An 18144-nucleotide genomic window follows, 5' to 3' on the forward strand; every position below is an offset into this window, starting at 1 on the left:
GGACACCTTCAATCCTTGTGGGAGCGGGCTTGCCCGCGATGAGGCCCGTCAGTGCGCTACACATATCAATCAGTTCGCTTGCCCAACCTTCACCCTTACCGGCAATCCCCTGGTAGACAACACCGCCACAAAGCTGATCCCCCAACGCAATATTGGCTTAAATGCCCCACCGACTAGAGCCGGGCAGCCTGCGCCTGTTACCATTCGCCCCCTGTTTTATCTTCGCTTTTCATTCTTTTCGAGACATGCCATGACCACCGTCCGCACTCGCATCGCGCCATCGCCTACCGGGGATCCCCACGTAGGTACCGCTTACATCGCTTTGTTCAACTACTGCTTTGCCAAGCAGCACGGCGGTGAGTTCATCCTGCGGATCGAGGACACCGATCAACTGCGTTCGACCCGCGAGTCCGAACAGCAGATTTTCGACGCCCTGCGCTGGCTGGGGATCGACTGGAGCGAAGGCCCGGACGTCGGCGGCCCGCATGGTCCTTACCGGCAGAGCGAGCGCGGCGATATCTATCAGAAGTATTGCCAGCAGCTGGTCGAGATGGGCCACGCCTTCCCGTGCTTCTGCACCGCCGAAGAGCTGGATCAGATGCGCGCCGAGCAAATGGCCCGTGGCGAAACCCCGCGCTACGACGGCCGTGCGCTGTTGCTGTCCAAGGAAGAAGTGGCGCGCCGCCTGGCCGCCGGCGAGCCCCATGTGATCCGCATGAAGGTGCCAAGCGAAGGCGTCTGTGTGGTGCCGGACATGTTGCGTGGCGACGTCGAGATCCCGTGGGATCGCATGGACATGCAGGTGTTGATGAAGACCGACGGCTTGCCGACGTACTTCCTGGCCAACGTGGTCGACGACCACCTGATGGGCATCACCCACGTCCTGCGCGGCGAAGAATGGCTGCCCTCGGCACCGAAGCTGATTCTGCTGTACGAATACTTTGGCTGGGAACAGCCGGAGCTGTGCTACATGCCGCTGCTGCGCAACCCGGACAAGAGCAAGCTGTCCAAGCGCAAGAACCCGACCTCGGTCACGTTCTACGAGCGCATGGGCTTCATGCCGGAAGCCATGCTCAACTACCTCGGCCGCATGGGCTGGTCGATGCCGGACGAGCGCGAGAAGTTCTCGCTGCAGGAAATGGTCGACCACTTCGACCTGAAACGCGTGTCCCTCGGCGGGCCGATTTTCGACATCGAGAAACTGTCGTGGCTCAATGGCCAGTGGCTGCGTGACCTGCCGGTGGAAGAATTCGCTTCGCGCCTGCAGACCTGGGCGCTGAACCCTGAATACATGATGAAGATCGCGCCGCACGTGCAAGGCCGGGTTGAAACCTTCAGCCAGGTGGCACCGCTGGCTGGTTTCTTCTTCGCTGGTGGCGTTAACCCGGACGCCAAACTGTTCGAATCGAAAAAGCTCTCGGGTGATCAGGTTCGCCAGTTGATGCAGTTGATCCTGTGGAAGCTCGAAAGCCTGCGCCAGTGGGAGAAGGACAGCATCACCGCGACGATCCAGGCGGTGGTCGAGTCCCTGGAACTGAAGTTGCGAGACGCCATGCCACTAATGTTCGCCGCAATCACCGGCCAGGCCAGTTCGGTGTCGGTGCTCGATGCGATGGAGATCCTCGGTCCGGACCTGACCCGATTCCGTCTGCGCCAGGCCATCGACCTGCTGGGCGGCGTGTCGAAGAAAGAAAACAAGGAGTGGGAAAAGCTGTTGGGCAATATCGCCTGACTCCGTTTGCCCCTGTGTAGGAGCGAGCTTGCTCCGGGCGGCGTTCCGACGAAGGTCTCAAGGGCAACGCGTTCATTCAGAAAGCACGCGTTATCGTTAACGTCCATCGCGAGCAGGCTCGCTCCTACACTCTCCGAGTCGCCGCAAGCTGCGATCGCTTGATCCTGACTTTCGGCACCCACACTCCCGGTTTTCCGGGGGGAGGGCGGTAAGTGGTTGTTATGCCGACAAAAAATTTTGAAATATTTCAAAAATAAATTTGACAGGCTTTCGATACGCCCTTAAGATTCGCCCCGTCCTCAGCGATGACATCAACGATGAGGGGCTATAGCTCAGCTGGGAGAGCGCTTGCATGGCATGCAAGAGGTCGACGGTTCGATCCCGTCTAGCTCCACCAATTTACACTTCAGGGCCTGGCCACACCGGCCTTGAAGCGATCAACACTCAGCGTTGATCTGTTGTATAGAAGGGTTTGCGTCCCCTTCGTCTAGTGGCCTAGGACACCGCCCTTTCACGGCGGTAACAGGGGTTAGAGTCCCCTAGGGGACGCCAGTTTTACAGAAGCGATGTTGCAAGATGTCGCTCCGCCGCGAGGCGAAAAATCCGGGGCTTTAGCTCAGCTGGGAGAGCGCCTGCATGGCATGCAGGAGGTCAGCGGTTCGATCCCGCTAAGCTCCACCAATTTTACAGTTCAAGGTCTGGCCACACCGGCCTTGAATCGATCAGCACTCAGCACTGATCAGTTGTATAGAAGGTTTTGCGTCCCCTTCGTCTAGTGGCCTAGGACACCGCCCTTTCACGGCGGTAACAGGGGTTCGAGTCCCCTAGGGGACGCCACGATTACCCGCTCTGCGGGATTTATAGGGGTCATTCAATCATTGAATGGCCCTTTTGTTTGTCTGGCGTTTGGCCAAATCCCCCCACTTCTCTCAAACTGTTCTTCAGACCAGCGGTCACATCCACGACTTGCGGAAAATTATTATGAGAATAATATTCTAGTCGTAATATTCGGAGGCAACGATGAACGATAAAAAAGCTCAAACCCGCGAACGCATTCTCAAGGCCGCCAGCGCAGCGCTGATCCAGCGCGGTCCGGCCGAACCGAGCGTGGGCGAAGTGATGGGCGCAGCCGGCCTGACCGTCGGTGGTTTCTACGCCCACTTCGACAGCAAGGACGCGATGATGCTGGAAGCGTTCAAGCAACTGCTCACTCATCGCCGTGGCTTGATTGCCGACATGGATGCCGGGTTGACCGGCGAAGAGCGTCGCGCCCTGGTCGCTGCGTTCTACTTGTCGCGCAAGCACCGTGATTCCTCTGAATCAGCGTGCCCGATCCCGGCGTCTGTCGGCGAGCTGGGCCGGCTGCCGGACGAATTTCGCGTGGCCTTGAATGAGCACGTGGAAATGATGGTCGCGCAATTGGCGGCCAGCCCCGAAGAGACCGACAAAGCCTTGGCCGACATGGCCTTGATGGTCGGTGGCCTGGCCCTGGCACGCGCGCTGGGGCCGGGAGAGTTGTCCGATCGATTGCTGCGCGCCGCCAAGTCGGCGGTGCTGTGACCTGAAGGCATTAGCCTGGGGAGTGAGAGCGATGAGCACGTTGAAGTGGGTTCGTGGCGTAAATGGCACCTTGGGCTGGTTCGCACCGAAACTGGTGGCGAGCAAAATGCGACTGGCGTTCATGACGCCGCGGGAGCTGCCGCCCCGTGACTGGGAGTTGCCGCTGTTGGCCAATTCCGAACGGATCACCTTGCGCTTCGGCCTCTCGGCCCTGCGTTGGGGGCAGGGGCCGGCGGTGTTGCTGATGCACGGTTGGGAAGGGCGGCCGACGCAGTTTGCCAGCCTGATCACCGCGCTGGTCGATGCCGGTTATACCGTGGTGGCCCTGGACGGCCCCGCCCACGGTCGCTCGCCCGGCAATGAAGCAAATGTCGTGCTGTTTGCCCGGGCCATGCTCGAGGCGGCTGCCGAGTTGCCGCCACTGCAGGCGGTCATCGGCCACTCCATGGGCGGCGCCAGTGCCATGCTCGCCGTTCAGTTCGGGCTGCGTACTGAAACCCTGGTGTCCATCGCCGCCCCCGCTCGAATCCTCGGGGTGCTGCGCGGGTTTGCGCGGTATGTGCGGCTGCCGCCCAAAGCCCGTTCGGCGTTCATTCGTCAGGTCGAGAAAGACGTCGGCATGCGCGCCGCGACGCTGGACGTCGCGCATTATCAGCTCGACATGCCCGGCCTGATCGTGCATGCCGAAGACGACAACTTTGTCTCGGTCAAGGAATCCCAGCTGATCCACGAAGCCTGGTTCGACAGCCGTCTGTTGCGCCTGGAGGAGGGCGGTCATCAACGGGTGCTGGCCGATCCCCGGGTGATTGATGGCGTGCTGGCACTGTTGTCCGGTCGGAGCCTGCAATCGCGCCAATCGGCTTGAGCATCCGTTACACTGCGCCGGTCGACATCATTTGACCGGGAGTGAGGCATGGGTTGGGATCGGGCAACGCCGTTTATCATTGATCTGCAAGTGGGCGCCGAGGACATCGACGGGCTGGGTCACGCCAATAACGCGGTGTACGTGACCTGGCTCGAACGCTGCGCCTGGCGCCACTCCCAGCGACTCGGCCTGGACCTGGTCGAGTACCGGCGGCTGGACCGGGCGATGGCGGTGGTGCGGCACGAGATCGATTACCTGGCGGCCGCCTACGAAGAGGATGAGTTGCAATTGGCGACCTGGATCGTCGATTGGGACCAGCGCCTGAAAATGACCCGGCACTTCCAGTTGAAGCGCCCTAGCGACAACACCACGCTGCTGCGGGCGCAGACCACTTTCGTCTGTATCGAACTGTCCACTGGCAAGCCCAAGCGCATGCCGGCGGAGTTTATCGAAGGCTATGGCCCGGCGTTGCAAGTGTTGACCTGATTGAAGCTTTCGCGGGCAAGCCTCGCTCCTACAGGACCGTGATGACCGTAGGAGCGAGGCTTGCCCGCGAAGGCGTCCTATCTGACGAAATACCTTCCGCACGCCGAAACCAGTAAACTGCCCCACGTTTTTCGTCGAGTGTGTTTTTCATGCAAATTGCTTTGGCGCCCATGGAGGGGTTGGTCGACAACATCCTGCGGGACGTGCTGACCCGTGTGGGCGGTATCGACTGGTGCGTGACCGAGTTCATCCGGATCAACGATCAGCTGCTCACCCCTGCCTATTACCACAAGTTCGGTCCGGAACTGCTGACCGGCGCCCGGACGGCGTCCGGCGTGCCGTTGCGGGTGCAGCTGCTCGGTTCCGACCCGGTGTGCCTGGCTGAAAACGCCGCCCTGGCCTGCGAGCTCGGTTCCGAGGTCATCGACCTGAACTTCGGCTGCCCGGCCAAGACCGTCAACAAGTCTCGCGGCGGTGCGGTATTGCTCAAGGAGCCTGAACTGCTCAACGAAATCGTCGAGCACGTGCGTCGCGCGGTACCGGCGCACATCCCGGTGACCGCCAAGATGCGCCTCGGTTTCGACAGCCCCGACGGTGCCCTGGTCTGTGCCACGGCCCTGGCCGAAGGCGGCGCGGCGCACATCGTGGTGCATGCGCGGACCAAGACCGATGGCTACAAGCCGCCGGCCCATTGGGAGTGGATCCCGCGGGTGCAGGAGGTGGTCAAGGTGCCGGTGTTTGCCAATGGCGATATCTGGAGCGTCGAGGACTGGCGCCGTTGCCGTGAAATCAGCGGCGTGGAAGACATCATGCTTGGTCGCGGCCTGGTTTCGCGCCCGGACCTGGCTCGGCAAATCGCTGCTGCGCGCGCCGGCGAGGACGTGGTCGAGATGACCTGGGCCGAGCTGCTGCCGCTGATCCAGGACTTCTGGTTGCAGGCCAAGGCGCAGATGACCGCGCGGCAATCGCCGGGTCGCTTGAAGCAGTGGCTGGCGATGCTGACCCGCAATTATCCCGAAGCGGTGGAGCTGTTCACCGTCCTGCGTCGAGAAACCGAACTGGATCAGGTCTCGCGTTTACTGGGGCTGCAGGTGGCCGAAGCGGCCTGAAAAAAATTTGAAAATACCCTCTTGAAAACCAGTCAGCGGTCCCTATTTTTGAATTACGCGATGCCGAATCCGGGTCGCGGAGACAAAAAAACTTGCTGATCTGTTTTCAGGAGATTTGAATCATGAGTACTGCATTTTCCATGGCACCCCTGTTCCGTTCCTCGGTGGGCTTCGACCGCTTCAACGACCTGTTCGAAACCGCCCTGCGCAACGAGCCAGGCAGCACCTATCCACCTTACAACGTGGAAAAACACGGCGACGACCAATACCGCATCGTCGTAGCGGCCGCCGGCTTCCAGGAAGACGACCTGGAGCTGCAAGTGGAAAAAGGTGTGCTGACCATCAGTGGCGGCGGTAAACGTGACGTGAACGAAGGCGTCACTTATCTGTACCAGGGCATCGCCCAGCGGGCCTTCAAACTGTCCTTCCGCCTGGCGGACCACATCCAGATCCAGGCCGCCGACCTGAGCAACGGTTTGTTGAGCATCGACCTGTTGCGGGTGGTTCCGGAAGAGGCGAAAGCCAAGCGCATCCCGATCAACAACGGGACGCAGAAACCGGCTCTGCAGCATTGAGCCGGACCCCGGGCAGGGTTGTCTGAGTACGACCCGACCGGCTGAAGCAAAAAGACCCCGACTTGTCGGGGTCTTTTTTTTGCAGGGCCGGTTTATGAAATCAGGTCCACCCATACCGGACCAGGTGAAAGAAGATCGGCGCCGCAAAGCACACCGAGTCCAGGCGGTCGAGCATGCCGCCGTGGCCTTCGATCATGTGCCCCCAATCCTTCACCCCGCGGTCGCGCTTGATGGCCGACATCACAATGCCGCCGGCGAACCCCAGCAGGTTGATCAGCAGGGCGATGAGCAGTGACTGCCAGGGACTGAACGGTGTGATCCACCACAAGGCACAACCGATCAACGAGGCCAGGAGGATGCCACCGACAAAGCCTTCCACTGTCTTGGACGGCGACAGGTTGGGGGCGATCTTGCGTTTGCCGAACAGTTTTCCACAGACGTACTGCAGCACATCCGACATCTGCACCACGATCACCAGGTAGGCGATCAACAGCAGGTTTCGTCCCTCGTAACCGGTGATGTCGAGGGTCAACAGGGCGGGCACGTGGGACACACAGAACACCGCGATCATCAGGCCCCACTGGACTTTGGAGGCGCGTTCGAGAAAGTGCGTGCTGTCGCCGCCCAGGGACGCGAGGATTGGCAGCAGCAGGAACACGTACACCGGGATGAAGATCGAGAATAGCCCGTACCAGTCGTAGTAGATGAGCAGGTACTGCAGCGGCAGTGCCAGGTAGAACGCCGCCACCAGTGCCGGGTAATCGCTGCGACGGGTCGGTGTGAGGGTCATGAATTCGCGCAGGGCGTAGAAGGACACGGTGTAGAACAGCAGGATCACCGCCGTGGTGCCGAGCCAGAAGGCGATTCCGATCACCAGCACCATGACCCACCAGGCGTTGATCCGGGCGTTGAGGTTGTCGACCACCGGGTTCGCCGTGCCGCCCGCGCGCCGCTTGAGAATGAAACCGATCACCGAGGCCAGCAGCAGAAACGCGCCAATCCCGCCAAACAACATCAGGGTTTGTCTGTCCATGTCAGGCATGCTCCTCGGCCAGGCTCAACAGCGCGTCGCGGCTGCGTTCGAGAAATTGCGCCTTGGTTTCGTCTTCGCCAAGGGCCAGGATGGCGCCAAAGCTGATGGTGCATAACAGTGGCAGCGGCAGGACGCGGCCTTTGGGCATCACGCGGTTGAGGTTGGCGATCCACACCGGGATCAATTGAGCCTGGGGATAGGCTTTTGCCAGGTGATACAGCCCGCTTTTGAACGGCAGCAGGCCGTCCTCTGGGTTGCGTGTGCCTTCAGGGAAAATGATCAGCGAATCGCCGCTTTCCAGGGCGTCGAGCATCGGCTGCAAGGGATTGTCGCCGGTCTCCTTGCGTTCGCGGTCGATCATTACGCCATTGAACACCCGGTTGATGATGTAGCGGCGCAGGGGACTTTTGAGCCAGTAATCGGCACCGGCCACCGGCCGGGTGATGCTGCGCAAGGTGGGTGGCAAGGAAGCCCACAACAACACGAAGTCGCCATGGCTGCTGTGGTTGGCGAAGTAGATGCGCTGCACCGCCTGCGGTGCACAGCCGAGCCACAGGCTGCGGGCTCCCGTGAGCAGGCGGGCGCCCGAGATGATGAGGGTGGCAATCGCGGGTGCGAGCATGAAAACTCCTTATCCAGCAAAGGTCAGCCAGGGGCCGGCCACAATGAAAACCAGGGTCAGCAGCACTTGTGCCGCCACCAGCAATGCCTGGCGACGTAACAGCTTCAGAGCGCCAGAGATACGTTCGTTCCAGGGACGTCCGCCACGGTCGGCGGGCTGCAGGCCCAGCGCTGTCAGCGCATGGTCCAGGGCCTGGGTGCGTTCGGGGAGGTCTTGTGCACTGGCGGCCAGGTGCTGGAACAGATCGGCATCGAAGGCGACCCGCAGTGCCCAGTATTTTTGCCACAGGCCCAGTACCAGCAGCGCGACGCTGCAGGTCAGCCCCCAGGTTCCCGGGCTGGTCATGACAAATTGGCTCAGTCCGAGCAAGGCCCCCAGCAGCGTGAGCCCGGTGGACAGTCGGTCCAGCGAACCACCACGGCGCAACAGGCTCGCGGTCGCTTGCAGCTGCATATCAGTGGACACAGACGTGCTCCGTGCTCATGGGTAACTGCTGCAGCACCTGTCGGTGCGCAGGGCCCAGGACGATCCCCGGACGTGCTCGCTGAATCAGCAGGATGGCGTCATCGACACTGGCGGCCCTGCCGCTGTGCAACAGCCACGCGGCTACGGCGATGGCGCTGCGTGAATAGCCCAGGGCGCAGCAGACCAGCAGCGGACCTTGCTGACGCAGGCTTTCGATCGCCTCGGCCGCTGCCTGGCATTGCGCGGCGGTGGGTACCGTAAGGTCCAGTACCGGCAGCGAGCGGTAACTGACCGAAACCGGATTCAGCGACAGCTCGGAACACAGGTCGAGTACCGCCCGAAACGGCGAGTGCTGCAATTCCCGTCGACCTGGCAGGCGTCCGAGCCAGACGTCATCGGTCACCCGGTCGGGCTGCGGATGGTGGCGAGTCCACAGGCGCGAGTTGAGCCAGGCCGCTGCCAGGTAGGGGGCCAGTAGCCAACGTACCGCGGGGGACAGGCGCCCATCGACGCGTTTCTGGAAACCGCGAGCGTCCAGCAGGGCGTAATTGAGCGCTACCAGCAGCAAGGCCACCGCTGGCCAGATCAACCACAGCCACGCGCCCCTCAAAGTAAAGGCCGGAATCGTGAAGGCTGCGGCACCCAAGCTGTAATACAACGCCAGTTGCCAGCGTTTTCTATCCTTTGGCAGATGAGCACCGTGCAGAGGGCCAGCTCCCTCCAGTGGCCACAGCCAGACGCACAGCCAACCGAGCAGCGCACCGGTGGGCAGGTCGACGAAATGGTGTTGGTAAGTGGTCAGCACCGACACTCCGATCAGGATGAACCAGCCATGCATCAACCCGCGCCACAGGCCCCGCAAGTGCCGCTGGTAGCAGCTCCATAACACCACCAGCAGAGCGATGTGCAGGGAGGGCGCCTGATTGAACGGCTTGTCGAAACCTGCCAGGACATCGAACAGCCAGCCGAATACCCCATCCAGTTCGGGCCGGGCAAAGGTAAAGCGCAACGGCCAGATCAGAAAACAACTGACGGCGACCAACTGGGCGGTTATCAGGCGCAGGGCGTGGCGCCTGAGTTCCAGGCGACTGGTCGGCAGCAACAGCGACAGGCCGTAGAGCAGGTCTATGGACCAGTACGGGACGATGCTCCAGGCCCAGAACGGCATTTGGGTTTCCCAGTCGAACACCAGGCTGGCGACATCGTCCCGTTGAGTGGTGACCCAGGTGGCGAAGCCGTAGGTGGCGAAGAACAGCGGGGCCAGCAGCAACAGCCAGAGCAGTGCCGGTTTGAACAGGCCGGGTTCGCGTCCGGGCGTGGCAGTCAGGGGCATCATTGCACCCGTTGCGCCAGGGATACGCTGAAAATGCCCCATTGATCGACCCGCATGCCGATCTTGCGAAAGCCGGCGGCGGCTACGAGTTGGTCCATTTCCGCCTGGGTACGCCGGCGCATGACCCAGGCCAGGCCTTCACGGTGACTGGTCAAGGCGCGGGCGATCAGTTCCAGTTGCGGGTGCCAGGGCTGGCCGGTGTAGACCAGATATCCACCGGGTTCCACGGCGTCGGCCAGTCCGGCGAGTGAGCCACTGACCATCTGGTTGTCGGCGAACAGCTCATACAGGCCGGACACCACCGCCAGCGTCGGCTTGGGATCGAGTGCGGCGAGGTCGGCACGGTCGAACGCATCGCCTTTGACGAATCGTGCGATAGCCTCCAGGCCTTTGTCGCGGATCAGTGCACCGCCGTCGCGCACGTTGATGTCGCTGTAGTCGCGCAACAGGATCGACTCGGGAAGCGGGTCGATGCCCTGTAAGGCTTCAAGAATGTAGCGCCCATGCCCGGCGGCAATGTCGACGATGCGCACTTCGCGACCCTGGTCACGCAGTTGTGCCATGGCCAGGCGCAGCAGTTCTTCGACATGCAGCTTGCGTTGGCGAATGCCGCGCCAGCCGATGGAGTCCAGGTAGTTACGGTCGATCAGGCGGCCAACGGCAGACGTGCCGGTGGGTGTGTTGCGGTAGACGTAGTCCAGGGTACTGCCGGAGTCGAAGCCGGTGTCGAAACCCAGCTTGAGCCCGGACGACAGCCGGCTGCCGAAGCCCATGCCGGTGCGGGTCATGCGCCAGTACAGTTCGCGCAGGGAGTTGCGGGGCAATGGCGCGGCCAATGATTCTGATTCGGCGCAGGTCAGGCCCAGACGGTCGGCGGCCAGCAGGGAAGGGCGGGCAGCCGGTTGTTGAAAGTTGTGCAGGATAAAACGACGAACGCTGGCAACGACGCTCTCGCGACGCTGTTCACCCAGGGTGTCATGGAAGAATCCCGGCAGGACATGTTTCTCCTTGTGCAGGCTGCCGAGGCGCTCGAAGAACTGTTCCTGTGGCTGGCGATGCACCACGAAATCGGCACCGGAGATCAACAACTGCGTCGGCACCTGGATGGCCTGGGCATCGGCCACCACTCGCTCGGCAGCGTCGTAAAGACCGAGCAGGACATTGACCGAAATCGCCTTGGTGATCAGCGGGTCGTCGTCGTAGCTGGCGACCCGTTGCGGGTCGTGGCTGAGAAACCGCGCTTTAACGTAGCTGTTGACGAAAAAGTTGCCGCGCCACCGGCGCATCAGCGCCAGCCCCTGGCGCGCGAAGGGCACGTAGAGTTTGACCTTGAACGCCGGTGACGCCAGCACCAGCGAGCGTATGCGTGGCGCGTAATCGTGGACCCAGGTGGCCACGATCACTGCACCGACGCTCTGGGCGATCACCGCGATATTTTCTTCATCGATACCGTATGCCGCGCCCAGGTGATCGCAGAAGGTCTGCACGTCACGCACGCTGGTGGCAAAACCCGGGCTGTCGCCACGGGCACCGGGCGAGAGGCCATGACCCCGGGCGTCCCAGGCAAAGAAATCATGGTCGGGCAGGTTCAGTTCATCCACCAGATGAGCAATGCGCCCGGAGTGTTCATGGCCGCGGTGAAACAACAGCACGGCCTGTCGTGCTTCGCCCGGGGCCGTGGTGCCTGGCCAGTAGCGGTAAAACAATTCCACGCCGTCATGGGTGGTGAACGTCTGATGTTGAGCTTCGCGCATTGCGCTGTCCTTATGCTGAAGGGGTGTCTTCGTGTACTTCCTTGAGGCCCTGGCGGACCCGATTGATCAGCGTGTAAACCAATAACACGGCGATGACTGCGAACACGCCGTTGATCCAAATGGCGCTGATCCAGCCCAGTGCGATAGCGACCGCCACGACACCCAGCACAAAAGCCCGATCACTTTTGCCCATGGGCCCGTCATAGCGTCGCGAGGCGCCAACCATGGGCCCCAGCACGCCGCCGTATTCGCTGAACAAGGCGAGCAGGGCGACCAGCAACACCAACCACAGGCTGACGCCCGGGAGCAGGGCGAACGGCAATATCAGGGCACAGTCGGCGGCGATATCGCACAGCTCATTGAGATAGGCCCCCAGGTGCGACTGCTGGTTGAACTCCCGGGCGAGCATGCCATCGATGGCGTTGAGCGCCATGCGCAGGATCATCCATGCCGGCACCAGTAAAAATACCCATGGGTGCTGCGCGAAACCGGCGATCACCGCGCCCACCAGCACCGAGCCGATGCCTGCAATCAGGGTGATCTGGTTGGCGGTGGTGCCTTGGTTGAACAGTCGTTGCACCAATGGTCGCAGGAGGTTTTGAAACGCCGGTTTGATCTGGTAGATGCTGGGCACGTCAGTAGGATCTCAGGGGAAAACAGTGTGTGGGCGAGTTTCGGTGGAGGCGATTTTTCAGTGTAGATGGGTTCGTGTGGGGACACGTTTAGTTGGCTGAGGAGATGTCGGGGGACGTCATTAATGATTGGGGTCATGGCTTCACCCAGGGCGTGGCAAGCTGCAGAGCGCAGGGTCATGGTCTTCCCCACGGAGAGGCCAGCTGCAAGGTGATGAGATAGCGTTCCTCGGTAGGACGTTTAACGTCCCTGAAGCGATTCACCACCAGCATCACTTGGAATTTGTCCTCCGCGCGCCAGTAAGTCGAACCGCCTTTGTTTACGTCTCGTAAGCGGGCACGCCATTGCGGTGTGTCAGCGAAGGATGGAAAGTCCTGGAGCCGGATTGGCGTCCATCCGCCTTGGTGCCATTGCTCCTGCAAATCCAGGACGACCTTGAGCGTGTGGTCGAGCAATAGCGGCTCGATTTGGGGAGACATCCGAACACTGCTTACAGACTCATCGCTATTGAAACTGACAGAGAAAAAGCGGGCCAGTGGTGTCACGAATCCGTATTTGGGATCTAAAAAACGAAGGCGAGCATCCGACCCTGGTAATCTCCCCCAAAAATGCCCGGGAATCGCTGGATCAATGGCCGCGCTGGAGCGCTGGCGCATGTCCTCCCAAGGTTCACCAATTATCAGTGCAATTTCTGGATCATCCGAGAACGTTTGAATCGCCGTCAGCGTAATAACGGCAGCGACTGCCAGTGCCAGGCCCCGTCGCCAGTCCACACGTAAGCGCAAGCTCATAGCACGCCCCGACCTGCGGCAATGTCCTTAATCGACTTTTCGATCAGCTGGCGATCGGGGCCCCGTAGCAGGTCATCAAACTGAGTTGCAGCCTTTAGCACGAAAAGCATGCGTTGCTGGATATCGGCCAAATTCGCGCGGCGATCATTGCTGAAGCCAATGGTGCGTCCGTCATCGACTGGGCGGCACTGGCTGGCCAAGGTTAGTTCGATAGCCTCAGCGGCGCCGGACGGGACGCCGGTGATATAGGAAACATGGTTGCTACGCAGCAGCCATACCAGTCCTTGGTCGCTGTACATCACCGGTTGCAGAATGTTGCGCTGTTCGTGCAAAGCAAGATGCTCAACACTTTCAGCAATCTTGCCGTCCTCAATAGCCTTGAAAGCTCGCAGGATTTCCTTGTAATCAGTTCCAAATTTCAGCGTTTCCTGCGCGACCGGCCACAGGACCGGATGCTGATCATGTCCATAAATATTTTGGCGTGCCTCCAGGCAGGTTTCGAGCGACCACAAACCCCGCTCCTTGTAGAAAGCATGCAGCGCAAACACATCCAGAAACAGCGTGGTATTACCCATGGCCAGCATCTCGTACACGAATTTGTACATCCGCTGTGCGTACGGCAGTGCGTGGTCGCCGCCTCCGATGCCACTACCCGGCACCGGATTGTTGCGGTCGGCTTGCTCGTAGTCGCGCTGCGCCTGCTCGAACTCCCGCAGTTTCGCCTGCCGTTCACGCTCACTGGGGCCGAACAAGCCAAAGAATCCTTTCCTGGCGCTGTTCTTCAAACGTTGTGCCGCTTCATATTCCGCCTGCATCTTGTCGATCGAATTGGCGGCATGCAGCAGGCCACACCCAACTTGCTTTGAGGCGAAAGCCGCAAGTCCCGCCCATTGAAAACGCCGATCGTCCAGCCACAACTGCGCGTAAGCGGCATTGATCGCACGATTGCGCGCCTTGGGATCGGCAATCAGTACGCCGCCCGGCGCCACGATGGCTTCGGCGCGTTGTTGATACCCGCGCCAGAGGTTCTGACAGACCAGCCCCGGCAGTTCGCTGAAAGACGGTGAGGGTGCCGTTCGCGCCGGCGAATAGCTGGATGGGCGTGGTGCTGCCGGATCGCTGCGGAAAGTAGTAGTGGCTGGCTGAGCTGCGGCACGGGTGCCTTGCGGCGCAACGGCCTCCCTGGAGGAGTAAGTGGCCGTTTTTAGCGAGGGGATCAACTCGGCTCTGCAAGGGCAAGAGCTGACGCTGTCCAGCGTCCCTGCCAAGAGCCGGCCGTTGCTTCGCATGTGCGAAATCCCGCCGGCGATCGCGTAAGTCTTACCGGTTATTCCGCAGGAAACTCCATCCCCGTCGCGGGCATGGTTTTCGCCAAACATCGTAATGCAGGGTTCGGCATCCAGCACAGTGCCGCCGCAGGTGGTCTTGTCGCCTTGGCGAATGTAGTACCCGACTGCCATTGATTGAGGTCCTTGTCTGCTGGCGACTTGAGCGAGGCGCTTTGGCGCGCCTGCTGGCGATCAACTTGCTCTGGGGCCCGAAGGAATTGGGGCAAGGCAAGGTGCAGCGCAAAGGGTCGGCGAAGGGGTTTTCAAGGTAAATCGGATGTTTCTCGGAAGCGTGTAGGAAATGGCGATTCGAATCTTGATGAGGGCGACGGTTTGGTCGGTATAGAGGGATTACGGTTAGGAGGTGGGATGGCTGCCAGGGGCGGTGGCCTCAAGTTTTGCAGCGCACGTGAAGACGCATTCGCCAGCAAGCCGGCTCCTACAGTGACCGTGGTATATCTGTAGGAACAGGTTGTGGGGACGTCTTCGCCGGCAAGCCGGTCTCGCTCCCACAGGCAAACGCGCCCGTACGGTAGACGGGGGGCCTTACAGCGACCGCGTTATTTCAGGAGTTTTTGAAATTCCTCCACCGGCAACGGCCGGCTGTGCAAATACCCCTGATAGAAATGACAGCCCAACCCCTGCAGGAAATCCAGCTGGTCCTGGGTTTCCACCCCTTCGGCGATCACCTTCAACTCCAGGCTGCGGGCCATGGCGACGATGGCGCGGATGATCTCGGCGTCGTTGGGGTCGGTGGTGGCGTCACGTATGAAGGACTGGTCGATTTTCAGGGTGTCGACCGGCAGGCGCTTGAGGTAGGTCAGCGAGGAGTAGCCGGTGCCGAAGTCGTCCATGGCGAAGCTCACGCCGAGTTTTTTCAGGCGGCGCATTTTGCTGATGGTGTCTTCCAGGTTCTGGATGACGATGCCTTCGGTGATTTCCAGCTTCAGCAGCGAGCAGGGCAGGCCGTGGCTGGCGAGGCTCCGTTCGATGCGTTCGACGAAGTCGGTCTGGCGGAATTGCCGCGGGCTGATGTTTACGCACAGGCTGAAGTCGAGCGGGTCGATCAGGTTTTTGGTGGCTAGTTGTTTGAAGGCGGCGCAGACCTCGTCGATGATCCAGGTGCCCACTTCGAGGATCAGCCCGCTGTCCTCCAGCACCTTGATGAACTCCGTGGGCGACTGCGCGCCGAATTCCGGGTGGTCCCAGCGCACCAGCGCCTCGGCGCCGACGATGCGGCCGTTGCGCGCGTCCACCTGCGGTTGGTAATTCACGCGAAATTCGCCGCGGGACAGGGCCTGGCGCAGGTCGGTCTCCAGGCGCAGGCGTTGGCTCGCGGCCTTCTGCATGGTGTTGTGATACATCTGCGTGGTGTTGCGCCCCGAATCCTTGGCCCGATACAGCGCGATGTCGGCGCGCTTGAGCAGGTCGGTCGGGGTCGAGCCGTGATCGGGAATCAGTGCGATGCCGATGCTCGGGGTCACTTGCAGGCGCTGGCCGTCGAGGAACATCGGTTCGGACAACAGTTCACGCAAGGTGTCGGCCAGATCCAGGACCTGATCGCTGACGTCGTTGCGCGAGCCTTCCAGGCCGCTGAGCAGCACCACGAACTCATCACCCCCCAGCCGCGCAACGGTGTCCTCCATGCGCACGCTGGCTTCAAGGCGCGCGGTGATGATTTTCAGCACCGTATCGCCCACCGGATGGCCGAGCGAATCGTTGATGTGCTTGAAGTGGTCGAGGTCGAGAAACATCAGGGCGCCGCGCAGGTTGTGGCGCTTGAGCAGGGCGATCTGCTGGCTCAGGCGATCCATCAGCAGCGCGCGGTTGGGCAGGTTGGTCAAAGGGTCGTGGTAGGCCAAGTGGCGGATCTGCGCTTCGGCGTTTTTCAGCAGGCTGACGTCTCGCGCTGTCAGCAGCAGGCAGGCGGTTTCGTTCAGGGTGATGGGTTCCACCGAGACTTCGACGGTCAGCAGTTCGCCGCGTTTGTTGCGCCCGAGCATTTCCAGGTGATGCACCCGGCCCTTGAGCTGTAGCTCGGCCAGGAGGATCGAACGTTGTTTTTCTTCGGCCCAGATGCCGACCTGGTACACCGTGCGGCCGATCACTTCGTCGGCGCGATAGCCGGTCAGGCGGCAGAAGCCATCGTTGACTTCTAGATAGCGTCCGGTGTCGCGCTCGGTGATGGTGATGGCATCGGGACTGGAGTGGAAGGCTTTGGCGAACTTCTCTTCGCTGGCCTTGAGCGCCGCTTCCGAGCGTTGCTGCTGGGTGATGTCGCGCAGGGTGGTGACGATGCACGGCTGGTCGCCGACGCTGATCTGGCGGCTGGAAATCACGCAGGTCAGGGTCTGTCCGTCTTTGTGCTGAACCAGGATCGCCACATTGTTCAGGCCTTGTTCGCGGATGACGCGTTCGATCCGCCGCAGGCTTTTCTCCGAAGCGTCCCACATGCCGATTTCGTCGGCAGTGCGACCGATCACCTCGGCGGTGCTCCAGCCGAAGGTCTGGGTGAAGCTGGAGTTGATCTCGATGAACAGGCCGGTGTCCTGGTGGGTCACGCAGATCGGGTCCGGGCTGACCTGGAACAGGGTGGCGAATTTCTCTTCGGAGGCCAACAGGCGTTGTTCGCGCTCCACCTGATCGGTGATGTCGAGCAGCGTGCCGGCCATGCGCAGCGGCGCACCGTCTTCATCGCGGTACAGCCGGGCGCGGCTTTCCAGGTAGCGCGAACTGCCGTCCGGCAACTGCACGCGGTAGGTCAACTGGTAATTGCCGGCGGGGCCTTCGCGCAAGCTGCGGTAGGCGTCGCGCATGCTGTTGCGTTCTTCGTCGGGCACGCCTTCGAAAAAATCGTCGAAGGCTTCATGGAAAGGCTTGGCTTCCAGCCCGTGCAGTTGGGCGGCTCGCGCCGAACCGTAGAGCATGCCGCTGGGAATGTGCCAGTCCCAGGTGCCCAGTTGCGCCGAATCCAGGGCCAGGTCGAGGCGTTCCTGGCTGTCTTTGAGGGCGTGTTCGGCGGCTTTGCGTTCGGTGGTATCAAGGAAGGTGCTCAGCAGGTAGGGCTGGCCTTCGAGCTCGACTTTCTGCGCGCTGAGGATGCCGTCGTGGACCTGGCCATTGCTGGCGCGAAGCTGCACTTCCATGTTGATCAATTCGCCCTTGGCCTTGGTGGCCTTGACCAGTTGCGCCCGTTGTTCCGGGTGCACCCACAGGCCCAGTTCGAGGGTGGTGCGGCCAATCGCATCCTGGACCGGCCAGCCGAACAGGCTTTCGAAATACTGGTTGGCTTCGCTGATCAGGCCGTCTTCCTGGCGGGTCAGCAACACCATGTTCGGACACAGGTGAAACAGCGTGGCGAAGCGTTTTTCCGAACTGCTCAGGGCTTGTTCACGCTGACGCTGGTGGGTGATCTCGCGGATGACACCGATCATCCGTGGCCGGCCGTGCTTGTCCGGCAGCAGGCTGCCGTTGATCTCCAGCCAGTGCAGGCTGCCGTCGGGCCAGCGGATGCGGTGGTGCATCGCCTGTTCCAATGGGGCGCCGGCAATCACCGCGTGGAAGGCGCGAATGGTTTTCGCCCGGTCCTCGGGTGGCAGCAAGTCAAGGTATTCCAGATCGGCCGGCAGCGGTTGCCGGGGATCGAAGCCGAACAATGCCTGGGTGCCCCGGGACCAACTGATCTGCCCGCGCTCGATGTCCCAGTACCAGGCGCCCAGGCGCGCGCCGTTGAGGGCGGCCAGCAATTGCGGGGCGCTTTCCCAACTCTGCTCGGACCGTTTCGGGTCGAGCGCCTGAATGCGCGGCATCGGCGGAATTCGGTCAACAGATTTCGGCATTTTCAAGCCTTGGGCTGAA

General features: G+C 61.3%; 15 protein-coding genes and 4 tRNA genes. 10 read left to right on the forward strand and 9 right to left on the reverse strand.

Features of this window, described 5'->3' with window-relative positions; all coding sequences use genetic code 11:
* Window positions 1–250 precede the first annotated feature (250 nt).
* The 10 genes from gltX (at window position 251) to PMA3_RS08960 (ending at window position 6327) form a co-directional block, all read left to right on the forward strand.
* Window positions 251–1732 carry a glutamate--tRNA ligase gene (gene gltX, locus PMA3_RS08915; protein WP_064676812.1) on the forward strand — a complete coding sequence of 494 codons (1482 nt, stop codon included), beginning with the start codon at window positions 251–253 and terminating at the stop codon, window positions 1730–1732.
* Window positions 1733–2053: 321 nt separating this feature from the next.
* Window positions 2054–2129 (forward strand) — tRNA-Ala (locus tag PMA3_RS08920).
* A 79-nt stretch (window positions 2130–2208) separates the two neighbouring features.
* A tRNA-Glu gene (locus PMA3_RS08925) sits at window positions 2209–2284 on the forward strand.
* Between the two features lie 53 nt (window positions 2285–2337).
* Window positions 2338–2413: transfer RNA gene (locus PMA3_RS08930), tRNA-Ala, on the forward strand.
* An 80-nt stretch (window positions 2414–2493) separates the two neighbouring features.
* A tRNA-Glu gene (locus PMA3_RS08935) sits at window positions 2494–2569 on the forward strand.
* A gap of 183 nt (window positions 2570–2752) precedes the next feature.
* Window positions 2753–3292 (forward strand): TetR/AcrR family transcriptional regulator, encoded by a 540-nt coding sequence (locus PMA3_RS08940; protein ID WP_064676813.1) that lies wholly within the window; start codon window positions 2753–2755, stop codon window positions 3290–3292.
* 31 nt (window positions 3293–3323) lie between these two features.
* Window positions 3324–4157 (forward strand): alpha/beta fold hydrolase, encoded by an 834-nt coding sequence (locus PMA3_RS08945; protein WP_064676814.1) that lies wholly within the window; start codon window positions 3324–3326, stop codon window positions 4155–4157.
* A gap of 48 nt (window positions 4158–4205) precedes the next feature.
* Window positions 4206–4643: an acyl-CoA thioesterase gene (locus PMA3_RS08950; protein ID WP_064676815.1), complete on the forward strand. Its 438-nt coding sequence runs from the start codon at window positions 4206–4208 to the stop codon at window positions 4641–4643.
* A gap of 149 nt (window positions 4644–4792) precedes the next feature.
* Window positions 4793–5752 (forward strand): tRNA dihydrouridine synthase, encoded by a 960-nt coding sequence (locus tag PMA3_RS08955; RefSeq protein ID WP_064676816.1) that lies wholly within the window; start codon window positions 4793–4795, stop codon window positions 5750–5752.
* A 122-nt stretch (window positions 5753–5874) separates the two neighbouring features.
* Complete coding sequence (locus PMA3_RS08960) at window positions 5875–6327, forward strand: Hsp20 family protein (RefSeq protein WP_064676817.1); 453 nt, start codon at window positions 5875–5877, stop codon at window positions 6325–6327.
* Between the two features lie 100 nt (window positions 6328–6427).
* Here the strand turns inward: PMA3_RS08960 and PMA3_RS08965 are convergent, their stop codons facing one another.
* The 9 genes from PMA3_RS08965 to PMA3_RS09005 all read right to left on the reverse strand — a co-directional run bounded on the left by PMA3_RS08965 (window position 6428) and on the right by PMA3_RS09005 (window position 18125).
* On the reverse strand, window positions 6428–7360 hold the full coding sequence (locus PMA3_RS08965) for a phosphatidate cytidylyltransferase (RefSeq protein WP_064676818.1): 933 nt from the start codon (window positions 7358–7360) through the stop codon (window positions 6428–6430).
* Between the two features lies 1 nt (window position 7361).
* Window positions 7362–7982 carry a lysophospholipid acyltransferase family protein gene (locus tag PMA3_RS08970; RefSeq protein ID WP_064676819.1) on the reverse strand — a complete coding sequence of 207 codons (621 nt, stop codon included), beginning with the start codon at window positions 7980–7982 and terminating at the stop codon, window positions 7362–7364.
* 9 nt (window positions 7983–7991) lie between these two features.
* Complete coding sequence (locus PMA3_RS08975) at window positions 7992–8447, reverse strand: hypothetical protein (RefSeq protein WP_064676820.1); 456 nt, start codon at window positions 8445–8447, stop codon at window positions 7992–7994.
* Window positions 8437–9780: a phosphatase PAP2/dual specificity phosphatase family protein gene (locus PMA3_RS08980; protein ID WP_064680644.1), complete on the reverse strand. Its 1344-nt coding sequence runs from the start codon at window positions 9778–9780 to the stop codon at window positions 8437–8439. The genes PMA3_RS08975 and PMA3_RS08980 overlap by 11 nt, the downstream gene beginning before the upstream one ends.
* The gene (locus tag PMA3_RS08985) at window positions 9780–11534 is read right to left on the reverse strand and encodes a bifunctional alpha/beta hydrolase/class I SAM-dependent methyltransferase (RefSeq protein ID WP_064676821.1); all 1755 of its coding nucleotides are present in this window, start codon (window positions 11532–11534) and stop codon (window positions 9780–9782) included. Before PMA3_RS08985 ends, PMA3_RS08980 begins: the two co-directional genes overlap by 1 nt.
* Window positions 11535–11544: 10 nt before the next feature.
* Entirely contained in the window at window positions 11545–12168 is a 624-nt protein-coding gene (locus PMA3_RS08990; protein ID WP_064676822.1) for a CDP-alcohol phosphatidyltransferase family protein, read from the reverse strand.
* Window positions 12169–12343: 175 nt separating this feature from the next.
* Window positions 12344–12958 (reverse strand): hypothetical protein, encoded by a 615-nt coding sequence (locus PMA3_RS08995; RefSeq protein WP_064676823.1) that lies wholly within the window; start codon window positions 12956–12958, stop codon window positions 12344–12346.
* Window positions 12955–14418, reverse strand: a complete 1464-nt coding sequence (locus PMA3_RS32895) for a PAAR domain-containing protein (protein ID WP_191637794.1) — start codon at window positions 14416–14418, stop codon at window positions 12955–12957. The genes PMA3_RS08995 and PMA3_RS32895 overlap by 4 nt, the downstream gene beginning before the upstream one ends.
* Before the next feature lie 428 nt (window positions 14419–14846).
* Window positions 14847–18125 (reverse strand): EAL domain-containing protein, encoded by a 3279-nt coding sequence (locus PMA3_RS09005; RefSeq protein WP_064676824.1) that lies wholly within the window; start codon window positions 18123–18125, stop codon window positions 14847–14849.
* Window positions 18126–18144: the final 19 nt, after the last annotated feature.

The sequence above is a fragment of the Pseudomonas silesiensis genome (assembly GCF_001661075.1).
Taxonomy (GTDB): Bacteria; Pseudomonadota; Gammaproteobacteria; order Pseudomonadales; family Pseudomonadaceae; genus Aquipseudomonas; species Aquipseudomonas silesiensis.

Coding starts and splice junctions, on each gene's coding strand:
- gltX (WP_064676812.1), top strand. CDS start 251: ATGACCACCGTCCGCACTCGCATCGCGCCATCGCCTACCGGGGATCCC.
- PMA3_RS08940 (WP_064676813.1), top strand. CDS start 2,753: ATGAACGATAAAAAAGCTCAAACCCGCGAACGCATTCTCAAGGCCGCC.
- PMA3_RS08945 (WP_064676814.1), top strand. CDS start 3,324: ATGAGCACGTTGAAGTGGGTTCGTGGCGTAAATGGCACCTTGGGCTGG.
- PMA3_RS08950 (WP_064676815.1), top strand. CDS start 4,206: ATGGGTTGGGATCGGGCAACGCCGTTTATCATTGATCTGCAAGTGGGC.
- PMA3_RS08955 (WP_064676816.1), top strand. CDS start 4,793: ATGCAAATTGCTTTGGCGCCCATGGAGGGGTTGGTCGACAACATCCTG.
- PMA3_RS08960 (WP_064676817.1), top strand. CDS start 5,875: ATGAGTACTGCATTTTCCATGGCACCCCTGTTCCGTTCCTCGGTGGGC.
- PMA3_RS08965 (WP_064676818.1), bottom strand. CDS start 7,360: ATGGACAGACAAACCCTGATGTTGTTTGGCGGGATTGGCGCGTTTCTG.
- PMA3_RS08970 (WP_064676819.1), bottom strand. CDS start 7,982: ATGCTCGCACCCGCGATTGCCACCCTCATCATCTCGGGCGCCCGCCTG.
- PMA3_RS08980 (WP_064680644.1), bottom strand. CDS start 9,780: ATGCCCCTGACTGCCACGCCCGGACGCGAACCCGGCCTGTTCAAACCG.
- PMA3_RS08985 (WP_064676821.1), bottom strand. CDS start 11,534: ATGCGCGAAGCTCAACATCAGACGTTCACCACCCATGACGGCGTGGAA.
- PMA3_RS08995 (WP_064676823.1), bottom strand. CDS start 12,958: ATGAGCTTGCGCTTACGTGTGGACTGGCGACGGGGCCTGGCACTGGCA.
- PMA3_RS32895 (WP_191637794.1), bottom strand. CDS start 14,418: ATGGCAGTCGGGTACTACATTCGCCAAGGCGACAAGACCACCTGCGGC.
- PMA3_RS09005 (WP_064676824.1), bottom strand. CDS start 18,125: ATGCCGAAATCTGTTGACCGAATTCCGCCGATGCCGCGCATTCAGGCG.